Genomic DNA, 11,924 nt, shown 5'->3' with positions numbered 1-11,924 from the left:
GATTCGGCCTCAGGCCTCGTGGGGTGTGCCCGTACCGTCGGCCGGTCGTGGGCTGTCCAGTCAGCTGCCGCTTGACCACGGCACTTGCAGACGAGGAACCGATGACCAGTCAGCAACACCGCAGTCGCTTACAGCGTTCGGCGTTCGCCGCAGGGGCCGCGCTCACCGTCTTCTTCGCCGGAACCGGGGCCGCTCCAGGAGCTGGGGCGGCCCCGTCCGGCACGGCCGGGGAGCCGAAGCTCAGGCTCATCGCCGCGTCGAACTCCGTGACGCTCGACCGCTGGGAGGGGGAGCCCGGGGTCTACCTCGACCTGGGTACGTATGTCACGGTCGACGGTGCGCCCTTCGAGATGAAGGTGACCCGGAAGTCGTACAAGGACCCTGTCGTCGCCAAGCAGATCTTCCGCAACGGAAGCGGTACGAGTACGCGGACCAGGACACTGCCCGCCGGGACGGTGAAGGACTTCTCCGGGCTGCCCGGCTTCCTTCGGGTGTCGATCAAGAACGCGGCCGGTACGGAGGTGGCGAAGAGCAAGGGGTCCTTCTGCCCGAACAACGCCTCCGGGCGGATACGTCCGGACGCACCGGCGACGTCGAAGTACCCGGAGAGCTGCTCCACCAATCCGTTCACGCTGGGCTCGGTGTGGGGTGTCGAGAAGGGCTGGGCGTCCAACTCCAGCACGGTCGACTACGACAAGCCGCTGGACCTGCCGGCGGGCGAGTACACCGCCAAGGTCTCGGTCGCGAAGAAGTACCGTGACCTGTTCGGCATCCCCAATGACCAGCCGACCGTCAAGGTGACGGTTCGGCAGGTCAGCAACGGGGGCGGGGGCGGCGAGGGAATGGCTTCCTCCTCGTCGCACTCCTCCGCACATCACAGCGGTGGGCATGGCGCGCACTCCGCCGCCCACCACTACGGTCCCCGTGGCGCCGACGCGCCCACCCCGCCCGCCCTGTCGCACGCCCTCGAAGACCGGGGCATGGCGCACCACCTGGGTGACGGCCCCGGGCACACCGACGGCTCGCGCATCGCGCCCGCGCTGAAGCCGCACACCCAGCGGCCCACCGGCCGGGCCGGCGTCCCGGCGAACGTGCCCAAGCCGGACCTGCGTTCGCTGCCCGCCTGGGACATCGCCATCACCGACGGCGAGGACGGGGACGTACCGGGCAAGGACTATCTCGCCTTCAGCGCCAACGTCTGGAACGCCGGTCCCGCCCCCCTCGTCGTGGACGGCTTCCGCAGCCCCGGCAAGGAACTGATGGACTCCTACCAGTACTTCTACGACGCGAACGGCAAGCAGGTCGGGTACACGCCCAGCGGCACCATGGAGTGGGACCCGCGGGAGGGCCACGAGCACTGGCACTTCACCGACTTCGCGAGCTACCGGCTGCTGAGCGCCGACCAGGCCACGCAGGTGCGCAGCGGCAAGGAGGCGTTCTGCCTGGCCAACACCGACGCGATCGACTACACGGTGAAGAACGCCAACTGGCACCCGTACAACACCGATCTGTCGACCGCCTGCGGTGAGCAGAACTCGATCTCCGTCCGTGAGGTCCTGGACGTCGGCTCCGGCGACACGTACACCCAGTACCGTCCCGGCCAGTCCTTCGACATCACCGGCCTGCCGAACGGCACGTACTACATCCAGGTGATCGCCAACCCCGAGAAGCGGCTCCAGGAGACCAGCCTCAGCAACAACGTCTCGCTGCGCAAGGTCGTCCTGGGCGGTACGCCGGACGCCCGCACGGTGACCGTGCCGCCGTACGACCTGATCAACACCCCGTAGGAAACCGCCGGTTCACGCCGACGCGCACGCCCCGGCCGGGGTTCCGGCCGGGGCGTGCGCGCTCAGGTGAGGGGTGTGTGTCAGAGGCTGCCGGTCACCGAGGTGCCGAGGATGGTGCCGGAGACGCCGGTCAGGGCCTTGGAGTTGGCGTCGTCCCACGAGCCGCTGCTGTGGCGGATGGTGTGGAGGAGCTTGCCGTCGTCGGTGACGAAGGTGGCCTGGAGTTCGCCGTCGACCCTCGCGGCGCCCACCGAGTTGATGGTCAGGCCCGAACCGAGGACGCCGGAGAGGCTGTTGAAGGTGTCCCAGGTGCCGTCGGAGTGGCGGATGGTGTGCACCTGCTTGGCGCCGGAGTTGCTGATCACGATCATCTGGAGCTCGCCGTCGACACCGGCGACGCTGACGTCCGTCGGGGTGCCGGAGTCGCCAGCCTTGCTCTCCACGTTGCCCCAGGAGCTCCACGTGCCGTCGCTGCTGCGGATGGCGTGCCGCACGGTGCCGGGGACGACGACCGCGACCTGGAGTGCGCCGCCCACGGAGGCGATGGACACCTGGCTCGCGACACCCGCGTCGCCGGTCTGGGTGTAGACGCTGCCCCAGTCCTGCCAGCTGCCGTCCTCGTGCCGGATGGTGTGGTAGAGCTTGCCGTTCGATACGGCCACGACGTGCAGTTCCGTGCCGATGGACACGGCGGAGATGTCCGTGATGTTGGTCAGCTGACCGGCGACGTGCTCGACGCTGCGGAACGGCGACCAGTCGCCGTTGTCGTAGCGGATGGCGTGGTAGAGGGTGTCGTCGGTGCCGACCGCAAGGACATGGGTGTCGTCGCTGACCGCGGCGTCCGCGACGGCCCGGATGTTGCCGATGCTGCCGGTCTGGCCCTCGACGTTGCCGAAGGTGGTCCAGGTTCCGTCGTCCTTGCGGACGGCGTGGTAGACGCTGCTGCTGGTGTTGACCAGAGTCTGCAGCTTCCAGGAGGCGGCCGGGGTGGCGGGGGCGTCGGCGGTGATGTTCTTGTACCGGAGGGCCTTGTAGTTGTAGTACGGGAGGCCCGCGATGTTGCCGCTGTCGATGTCCGCCTGGCCGTACGCCATGTCCATGTCGGGGTTGGCCTCCTGGTAGAACTTGAAGGTTCCCGCCGTCTTGTCTATCCACTTCACGAAGAGGACGACGTGGCCGTCCGACGCGTCGTTGAGCGCGTCTCCTGGCAGCAGGTCTCTCTTGTCCGAGAGCGTGGTGGATACGGCCGAGTCGTCGAGCGTCGCCGTGGTGCGGCTGCTGGTGAGGTGCCACGCCATCGAGACGAAGCCGGAGCAGTCCTGTCGGTACGTGTGATCGCCGTCCACGTCGTAGGCGTACGAGGTCTGGCTGTACTGCACGTTGCGGTCGTACCAGTTCTTGGCACGGGAGATGACCTCCGTGCGGGAGATGTCCCCGCCCTGGGTCGAGGCGGCCGTGGCCTGCTGCGGCAGCACGAGGCCGGTGAGGGCGACGGCGGAGAGCGCGGGGAAGAGAACGAGGGCGCGACGGGTGCTCTTGGCGAGTGCGGACATGGTCGTACTCCTGTATGTGGGCAGGGCTCAGCCCTGGAAGTGAGTGCGGGGGGGGGAGAGACACAGGGGTGACGCTGAGGAGGCACTGAAGAGAGGTGGAGCCAAGCGAAGAGGCCGGCACAGACGGCTGCCCTGCAGGTGCAGCCGTGGCGCGCGCCTCCGGGCTACTGCCAGATCATGTCGTCCAGGATGTAGATGAAGGGGACCGCGGCGGCCTGGGCGAGGTGGGTGCTGATCATGGCGAAAGCCCTTCCTGAGGCGTGAAGACGAAGCGTGGAGACGAGGGACTGAACCGGCCCGTGTCCCGCGGTGACGCGGTGCCGGTGGTGCTGCCCGCCGGGGGTGTTCCCTGCTGGCGATGCCTAGCTTCGTCGCAGCTCAACTGGGGTGGAAGGGCTTTCCGTTGGCCCCAAAGGGCCTTGGCCCATTCGGTCCAGCGAGGGCCTCAGGGGGTCACAAGTCCCACTGGGTTCAACCTGGGTTCAACATGGTTGCGGTGGTCACAGGAACGGGGCGATCAGGGGAACCTGAGCCGAGACCAGCCGCCACTGGCGCAGCGACGGACATCGCGCGAGCGCACGTCGGCATGCCAGATCGGCGTGCCGTTCCGCCTCGTCCAGGTCTGCGGCGAGGAGAAAGAGACCGAGTATGGGGTGTGGGCTCGCGCCGGGGTGCGCGCTGACGTGCTCCAGGCGGTCCTGCGGCTCGGCGTGTGTCAGCACCAGCTGTGCCGTCTGCTCGGGCAGTGCCTGGCCGGGTGGGCCCTTCAACTGGACGTGGACGAGATACATACGACCACCGTCCCAAGCCCTAACACCGGTGAGCAGCCAACGGCCCTGGTCACTGTGGGCCTTGGCCGGAAACGTCCTCGCTGCCGAAAGCCATTGCCTGGGCAATTACTTGTGAGTGATGATCACGGCGTATGTCCACGAGGGGGGCCTCATATGCTGACTTTGCTCGGCCTGGACGCGGATGCCGAAGCCGTTTACCGGGCGATGCTGGCGCATCCCGATGACGGGCTGACGGCTCTTTGCGGACGGCTGGGCATCGCCGAAGTGACCGGCCGCCGCGCTCTGGACCAGCTCAGCGAACTCGCCCTGCTGCGGCCCTCGTACGAGCCGGGCCGCGGACTCCAGGCGGTCAGCCCGGACGTCGGCATGGAACTCCTGCTCGCCCGTCAGCAGGCGGAACTCGCCGCCCATCAGCAGCGCATCGAGGAATCCCGCGCCGCCGCCGCGCAACTCATCGCCGAATACGCCGACTCACGATCCGCCCCCAGCCCCGGAGTCGAGCAGCTCACCGGCCTCGACCAGATCAGGGACCGGCTGACCACCCTCACCCGCGAGGTGCGCACCGAGGTGATGACCTTCGCCCCGGACGGCGAGCACACCCGGGTGAGCATCGAGGCCGCGCGGCCCCTGAACGAGCAACTGCTGGGCCGTGGCGTGCGGTTGCGCACCATCTACCTCGACAGTGTCCGCAACAGTCCGCACACCGCGGAGTACGTCGACTGGCTCGCCGCGCAGGGCGGACAGGTGCGTACGGTGCCGACCCTGCCCATCCGGATGATCATCGTCGACCGGGCCACAGCCGTCATCCCCACCCGCAGCGACGACACGGCGGCCGGCGCGGTCCTGCTCACCGGCGACGGCACCCTCACCGCGCTCTGCGCGCTCTTCGAGACCACTTGGGCCACCGCCGAGCCGTTCGGGAACGCGGTTCCGCGCGATCCCCAGGGGCTCACCGGCTCCGAGGCCACCACCCTGCGGCTGCTCGCCGAGGGGCACACCGACGAAGCGATCGCCAAGCGCCTCGGTGTCTCCCACCGCACCGCCCGGCGCATAGCCACCGGGCTCATGGAAAGGCTCAACGCGCGTAGCCGTTTCGAGGCCGGCGTCCGCGCCGTGCAGCAGGGCTGGCTGCCGGCCGTCGCCCCTGTTGCCCCCGCGACAGGTCAGACACACCAGAGGCACGACGCCATGGCGAACGAAGAGTGAGCGCGGATGCGGGTGTGGGGCGGCGGGGTTGAGGCCGAGAGGGTTCGCCCCCGCCGCCCCTACCCGTCCCATCCCTGGGGGCTGCGCCCCCAGACCCCCCTAAAAGACTGCGCAGTTCCCCGCGCCCCTCAAGGGGCGCGGGGCCCCTATTAGACAGGCCGTCACATTACCGAAACGTAACCTACCGACTGCTACCACGAGTAACTTACTCGCAGGTAAGGTCCGGGCGAACCACTTCCTGCCAGCCGCTTCGCAGGAGGTTCGCCATGCCCGCACGCAGACGGCTCCTGGCCGCAGCAGTCACCGTTGCTGCCTGCCTCGGCGCCCAGGCGCTCTCGGACACCGCCGCCACGGCGGCGGACGAGGTCGTGTCCCGGGGTGTCACCATCCCCGCGTTCTACAACCCACCCACCACCCTGCCCGCCGCCAACGGTGCCCTCATCCGCACCGAGCCCCTCCCCCTGGCCCTCAGCCTGCCCGGCCTGGACGGGCCGCTCCCGGGCAAAGCCACCCGCCTGATGTACAAGTCCACCGACTCGAACGGCGCGCCGGTCGCGGTCACCGGCGCGTACATCGAGCCGACGGCCGACTGGAGCGGCGACGGACCGCGGCCTCTGGTCGCGGTGGCGCCCGGCACCATGGGGCAGGGCGACCAGTGCGCCGCGTCCATGGGCCTCGAACACCCGCTGACGCTCAACAGCGGCACGGTGTCCGTCGGTTACGAGGACCTGGCGATCTACCGCCTCCTCGCGAAGGGTGCCGCGGTGGTCGTCACCGACTACGCCGGCCTCGGCGCGACCGACCGGCTGCACACCTACGTCAACCGCGTCGACGAGGGCCACGCCGTACTGGACGCCGTCCGCGCCGCCCGCTCGGTCGGCGGCACGTCGGTGACCGCCAAGTCCCCGGTGGGCCTCTTCGGCTACAGCCAGGGCGGCGGAGCGACCGCCGCGGCCGCCGAACTCCAGTCCTCCTACGCCCCCGAGGTCACACTCGCCGGGACCTACGCGGGGGCACCGCCCGCCGACCTGACCGCGGTCACCAAGGCCATCGACGGCAGCGAACTGGCCGGAGCACTGGGCTGGTCGCTCAACGGCTTCCTCCAGTCCGACCCGTCCCTGAAGCCTCTCGCCGAGGCCCATCTGAACGCCGCCGGCAAAACGGCCCTCGCCGACCTGTCGACGATGTGCGTCGGCGACGCCCTCTTCGGCTACGGCTACGCGAAGAGCACCCAGTGGACGACCGACGGACGGTCCGTCAGCGACATCATCGCCGACACGCCCGCGCTCCAGGCGTTCCTGGACAGCCAGCGCATCGGCACACTGAAACCGTCCGGCCCCGTCCGCCTGGCGACGGGCGTCAGCGACAACCTCGTCCCGCACGCCCAGGCCCGCAAGCTCGCCGTCGACTGGTGCGCGAAGGGCGCCGACATCACGTACAAGGCCGTTGTGCTGCCCAGTGTCGGCAGCGCCCTCCTCAACCACTTCGCCCCGCTGCTGACCGACCAGGGCGACGCCATCAACTGGCTGACCGACCGGCTGTCCGGCAAGAAGGCCGGCTCCAACTGCTGGAGCATGCCCCTGCAGCCCTGACCGGCCCACCCTGCGTACGGCCTTCGGCGTCAGGCGGCCGGGGTGGTGGACGCGACGGTGTTGCCGGTCACCGCGCCGGTCGCACCGTCGAGGGTCACCAGGTGTCGAACGCCGTCGGTGCCCAGCACCTCGACCTCCCAGGCGCTTCCGCCGCCCTGCTGCGTCACCACACGCAGCGCGTCCGGCTTGCCGCCGGGGACCGCCTTGCCGGCCGCCTCGATCGCCTTGGCCGCCGACACCGCCGGCAAGGGCGCGGGCGCGAGAGTGCTCTGACCGTTCTGGCTGTTCTGGCTGTTGTCGCTGTTCTCGCCGTTGCTCTGACTGTTGTCGCTGCTCTGGCCGTTGTCGCTGTTCTTGTTGTTCCGGTTCGCCTTGGACCCGTCGTTCTTGCCCGCGTCCTCGCCTCGGCCCTCGCCGCGACCGCGGTGCCCGCCGTTGCCGCCGCCCCTCTGGTCGCGGTCCGCCGCGATGCGGCCGCGGTCGTTCTTGTCGCCGTGGTCGTGGTCGGCGATCGCGACGGCGCCGACCGCGGCTCCGCCCAGCAGGACGACCGCGACGCCGAGCGCCACCTTGCGGCTTCGCCTCAGTTGCGGCAGGCGCGGAAGGCGCTGGCGGAACGGCTTGGCGGCCGGCTTGGGCTCGGGCTGATCCGGCGGGACGGGCTGGGACATGCGCGGGCTCCTGATCGCGAGGCCGGCCCGGTGCCGGCGGCTGCGGTCAGCTTGGAGTGCCGTTGCTGAAGCCAGGCTGAAGGCGGCTGAAGCTGTCTTCAGGGAGCCGCCGGGCGGCGTGCGAGGCTGTACGGCGTGCGAGTACTGGTGGTCGAGGACGAGAAGCGGCTGGCCGCTGCCCTCCAGCGGGGCCTGACGGCCGAGGGCTTCTCCGTCGATGTCGCCCACGACGGGAACCAGGGGCTGTGGCTCGCGCTGGAGCACAGCTACGACGTGATCGTGCTCGACATCATGCTGCCCGGCCTCAACGGCTACCGGGTCTGCGCCAGGCTGCGCGCGGCCGGCAGCGAGACGCCGATCCTGATGCTCACCGCCAAGGACGGCGAGTACGACGAGGCCGAGGCGCTGGACACCGGTGCCGACGACTTCCTGTCCAAGCCGTTCTCGTACGTCGTCCTGGTCGCCCGGCTCCGCGCGCTCCACCGCCGTACCGGCCACCGGCTTCCTCCGACACTCGAACTGGGCGATCTCGTGATCGACCCGGCCCGCCGTACGTGCACCCGCGGTGGCAGCGAAATACGCCTCACCACACGGGAGTTCGCCATCCTGGAGTATCTCGCCCGGCGCGCCGGCGAGGTGGTGCCGAAGCGCGAGATCCTCCAGCACGTCTGGGACTCCGCCTTCGAGGCGGACCTCAATCTCGTCGAGGTCCACGTCAGCGCCGTACGCCGCAAGATCGACACCCTGTTCGGCCGCTCGGCCCTGGAGACCGTCCGAGGCGCCGGATACCGACTGGCGGCCGACGGTGGCTAGGCGATACCGAGGCGTAAACGGAGACCGGGACCGAGATCGAGGCTCAGACGGAGACGGAGACCGAGACCGAGGACCAGACGGAGACCGAGGCCGATACCGATTCCTTCCGCGCCCCGGTTTCCTCCCGCGCCCCGGCGAGATCCTGGCCGCGATCCGGAGCCCCCGCGCCACCGCCGTACGACTCGCGCGACGCCTGTGGCCGGGGTCGGTCCGGGCCCGGGCGACGCTCGGCGCGACCGCGGTCGTCGCCGTCGCGCTGGCCGCGGCCTCCTTCGCGCTGCTCGGCATTCTGCACTCCAACCTCCAGCGCAGCGCCAACGACGCCGCCACCCAGCAGGCGGACACCGTGGGCCGGCTGGCCGCTCAGGGCAAGCTCCCGGACCTGCTGCCCCTCGCCCACGGCGCCGACTTCATCCAGGTCGTCGACGCCGAAGGGCGGGTGGTGGCCGCCAGCCAGAACCTCAGCGGGCGCCCGCCCGTCGGCCACGTCCGCCCGCACCGCGGCGAGTTGCGCGCCACCTGGTCCGGCGAACCGTTCCACGACGAGCACCGCCAGCGGATCGTCGCCGTCACCGCGCAGACCCCCACCGGCAAGGTCACCGTGTACGCGGGTACCTCGCTGCGGGACGCGGACCAGGCGGACGAGATCACCGCGGTCGCGCTGGGCATCGGCGCACCGCTGCTGCTGGCCACGGTCGCGCTGGTCACCTGGTGGGTGACGGGCCGGGCGCTGCGTCCGGTGGAGGCCATCCGGTCCGAGGTCGCCGAGATCACCGGGCACGCGCTGCACCGCCGGGTCCCGGTCCCGGACGCCCAGGACGAGGTCGCCCGCCTCGCCCGCACCATGAACGCCACCCTGGACCGCCTGGAGGACGCGGTCGTCCGCCAGCGCCGGTTCATCGCCGACGCCTCGCACGAACTGCGCAGCCCGATCACCGTCCTGCGTACGCAGCTGGAGGTCGCCCTCGCCCACCCGGACCCGGCACTGTGGCCGGACCTGGTCAGCGAGGTACTGGAGGACACCGTGCGGCTCCAGGACCTCGCCGCCGACCTGCTGCTCCTGGCCCGCCTCGACGCGGCCGAGCCTGTCGAGAGCGGTCCGCTGGAGCTGGCCGACCTGTGCCGTACGACCGTCGCCGCACGCCACGGCGACGGGATCCCGGTCGGCTTGAGGCTGGAGCCCGGCATCACGGTCGAGGGCAACCGGGGCCGTCTCACCCGACTCCTCACCAACCTGCTCGACAACGCTCAACGGCACGCGGACGAGCACATAGAGCTGGCGCTGCACGCCGACGCGGCCACCGGCACAGCCGTACTGGAGGTGACCGACGACGGCCCCGGCATCCCCGACGCCGACCGCGACCGCGTCTTCGAACGCTTCACCCGCCTCGACGACGCCCGCAGCCGCGACCTCGGCGGAGCCGGCCTCGGCCTGGCCATCGCCCGCGACATCGCGACCCACCACCACGGCACCCTCACCGCCGAGCCCCACCCGCGGGGCGCCCGCATCGTCGCCCGCTTCCCGCTGACGCCTCCGGGGGCTGAAGTGCCGTAGACCTGCTGGGCGAAGCTCCAGGTCAGCGGGCTGCCCCAGCTCTGCGTGATCTCCGGGGACCGGCCGCCACAACATTAAGCTTGCCTAAGTCAAGCAACCTGTTTATAGTTGAGTGAGTTAAGCAAATGCGCGTTGCCGTTGCCCCCGGCTGATCCCAGATTTCGCCGCCCCCGTCCGAGAGGAACCCCCATGAAGCCGCTCGCCTCCTTCGCCCGGTTCGTGGTGTGCGGTGGCGGTGTGGGTGTCCTCTCCAGCGGTGCCGTGGCGCTGCTCGGCGGGGTGATGCCCTGGGTGCTGGCGAACGCCCTGATCACCGCCGCGTCCACCATCCTGTGCACGGAGCTGCACGCCCGCTTCACCTTCGGGACCGGGCGGCGCGCGGGATGGCGCCAGCACTGGCAGTCCGCGGGATCGGCCGTGGCCGCGTACGCCGTGACGTCCGCCGCGGTGCTCATCCTGCACATGGTGCAGTCGTCGCCCGGGATGCTCGCGGAGCAGATCGTCTACCTCAGCGCCTCCGGGCTCGCCGGAATCGGACGGTTCCTGCTGCTGCGCCTGATCGTCTTCGCCGGCGGCCGGAGCCGGACCTCGGTGCCGGAGCTGAGCCCCGCGCCGAGCCCGGCGCTGAGCCCGGCGCTGAGCCCGGCGCGGGTTCAGGAGACGTGGGCCGCCGCCGGGAGGGCGTCGGCGGCTTGGGGACGGGCGTACGCGGAACCGGCTGCGGCGTGACAGGGGGCGCCCGGTCTTACGTCTTACGGACTCATGACGTGACGGGCGCGGTGCTGTCGGGCTGTGGGGGCGCGGTCCTAGCGTTCGGCTCATGCGAGTACTGGTCACCGGCGGTGCCGGGTTCATCGGGTCCCAGATCGTCCGGGCGCTGACCGCGCGGGGGCACGAGGCGGTCGTGTTCGACCTGCGCGACGGTCTGGACGTACGGGATGCCGAGGCGGTCGCGGGCGCGCTCCCGGGCGTGGACGCCGTGTGTCATCAGGCGGCGATGGTGGGGCTGGGGACGGGGTTCGGCGACGCGGTCGAGTACGTCTCGCGCAACGACCTCGGTACGGCGGTGCTGCTCTCCACGATGGCGGACGCGGGGGTGCGGCGGCTGGTGCTCGCCGGGTCGATGGTCGTGTACGGCGAGGGCGCCTACGCGTGCGAGCGGCACGGTGCGGTACGGCCCGGGCCCCGGACCGTCGCCGATCTGGACGCGGGGCGGTTCGAGCCCCGGTGTCCGCTGTGCGGTGCGGAGTTGACCCCTGGCCTGGTGGGCGAGGACGCTCCGGTCGATCCCCGGAACGTGTACGCGACGACCAAACTGGCCCAGGAGCATCTGGCGGCGGCGTGGGCCCGGTCGACGGGCGGCTCGGCGGTGTCGCTGCGCTACCACAACGTGTACGGGCCGGGGATGCCGCGCGATACCCCGTACGCGGGGGTCGCGTCCTTCTTCCGGTCCGCGCTCGCCCGGGGCGAGGCCCCGCGTGTCTTCGAGGACGGCGGGCAGCGACGGGACTTCGTGCACGTACGGGATGTGGCGGCGGCCAATGTCACCGCCCTGGAGGCGGGTTCGCGTGGCGGGGCTCTCACCGCCTACAACACCGGGAGCGGGGAGCCGCACACCGTCGGCGAGATGGCGCGGGCGCTGGCCGCCGCGTGTGGCGGGCCCGAGCCCGTCGTGACCGGGGAGTACCGGCTGGGGGACGTACGGCACATCACTGCCGACTCGTCTCGGTTGCGGGCCGAGTTGGGGTGGAAGGCCGAGGTCGGGTTCGGGGAGGGGATGCGGGAGTTCGCGGCGGCGCGGCTGCGCGACGGGTGAGTTTTTCGCCCCCGCCGCCCCTACCCGTCCCATCCTTCTGGGGCTCCGCCCCAGACCCCGTGGGTTGTGTTTTGGCTGCGGGTGGGTGGGGGCTGGTCCAAAAGATTGCGAAGTTCCCCCCGCCCCTAAAAGACCCTGGG

The 11,924-nt window shown here is 70.7% G+C and carries 10 protein-coding genes; 7 read left to right on the top strand and 3 right to left on the bottom strand.

Translation table 11 applies throughout. From position 1 onward, the window contains the following. Positions 1-101 precede the first annotated feature (101 nt). Positions 102-1,787, top strand: coding sequence for a lysyl oxidase family protein (locus tag OG975_RS24875; protein ID WP_406331560.1), 1,686 nt, complete (start codon positions 102-104; stop codon positions 1,785-1,787). Between the two features lie 80 nt (positions 1,788-1,867). Here OG975_RS24875 and OG975_RS24870 read toward each other — a convergent pair whose 3' ends face one another. Beyond that, positions 1,868-3,340 (bottom strand): hypothetical protein, encoded by a 1,473-nt coding sequence (locus tag OG975_RS24870; protein ID WP_406331558.1) that lies wholly within the window; start codon positions 3,338-3,340, stop codon positions 1,868-1,870. A gap of 500 nt (positions 3,341-3,840) precedes the next feature. Next, the gene (locus tag OG975_RS24865) at positions 3,841-4,131 is read right to left on the bottom strand and encodes a hypothetical protein (protein WP_406331557.1); all 291 of its coding nucleotides are present in this window, start codon (positions 4,129-4,131) and stop codon (positions 3,841-3,843) included. A 153-nt stretch (positions 4,132-4,284) separates the two neighbouring features. On the opposite strand from OG975_RS24865, the gene OG975_RS24860 reads away from it, so the two are divergent. Together OG975_RS24860 and OG975_RS24855 are read left to right on the top strand one after the other, a co-directional pair. After that, positions 4,285-5,337 carry a helix-turn-helix domain-containing protein gene (locus OG975_RS24860; RefSeq protein ID WP_406331556.1) on the top strand — a complete coding sequence of 351 codons (1,053 nt, stop codon included), beginning with the start codon at positions 4,285-4,287 and terminating at the stop codon, positions 5,335-5,337. A 266-nt stretch (positions 5,338-5,603) separates the two neighbouring features. Beyond that, positions 5,604-6,929: a lipase family protein gene (locus tag OG975_RS24855; RefSeq protein WP_406331555.1), complete on the top strand. Its 1,326-nt coding sequence runs from the start codon at positions 5,604-5,606 to the stop codon at positions 6,927-6,929. Positions 6,930-6,958: 29 nt separating this feature from the next. Here the strand turns inward: OG975_RS24855 and OG975_RS24850 are convergent, their stop codons facing one another. After that, on the bottom strand, positions 6,959-7,600 hold the full coding sequence (locus tag OG975_RS24850; protein ID WP_406331554.1) for a PepSY domain-containing protein: 642 nt from the start codon (positions 7,598-7,600) through the stop codon (positions 6,959-6,961). 135 nt (positions 7,601-7,735) lie between these two features. Here OG975_RS24850 and OG975_RS24845 point away from each other — a divergent pair, with 135 nt between their 5' ends. The 4 genes from OG975_RS24845 to OG975_RS24830 all read left to right on the top strand — a co-directional run bounded on the left by OG975_RS24845 (position 7,736) and on the right by OG975_RS24830 (position 11,784). Beyond that, positions 7,736-8,413, top strand: coding sequence for a response regulator transcription factor (locus OG975_RS24845; RefSeq protein ID WP_406331553.1), 678 nt, complete (start codon positions 7,736-7,738; stop codon positions 8,411-8,413). A gap of 193 nt (positions 8,414-8,606) precedes the next feature. Then, on the top strand, positions 8,607-9,968 hold the full coding sequence (locus OG975_RS24840) for an ATP-binding protein (protein WP_406336443.1): 1,362 nt from the start codon (positions 8,607-8,609) through the stop codon (positions 9,966-9,968). 189 nt (positions 9,969-10,157) lie between these two features. Beyond that, positions 10,158-10,697, top strand: a complete 540-nt coding sequence (locus OG975_RS24835; protein WP_406331552.1) for a GtrA family protein — start codon at positions 10,158-10,160, stop codon at positions 10,695-10,697. A 91-nt stretch (positions 10,698-10,788) separates the two neighbouring features. After that, positions 10,789-11,784, top strand: coding sequence for an NAD-dependent epimerase/dehydratase family protein (locus tag OG975_RS24830; RefSeq protein ID WP_406331551.1), 996 nt, complete (start codon positions 10,789-10,791; stop codon positions 11,782-11,784). Positions 11,785-11,924 lie beyond the last annotated feature (140 nt).

The organism is Streptomyces sp. NBC_00203 (assembly GCF_045206325.1).
Lineage (GTDB): Bacteria > Actinomycetota > Actinomycetes > Streptomycetales > Streptomycetaceae > Streptomyces > Streptomyces lutosisoli.
This window is presented reverse-complemented; position numbering and strand designations above follow the sequence as displayed.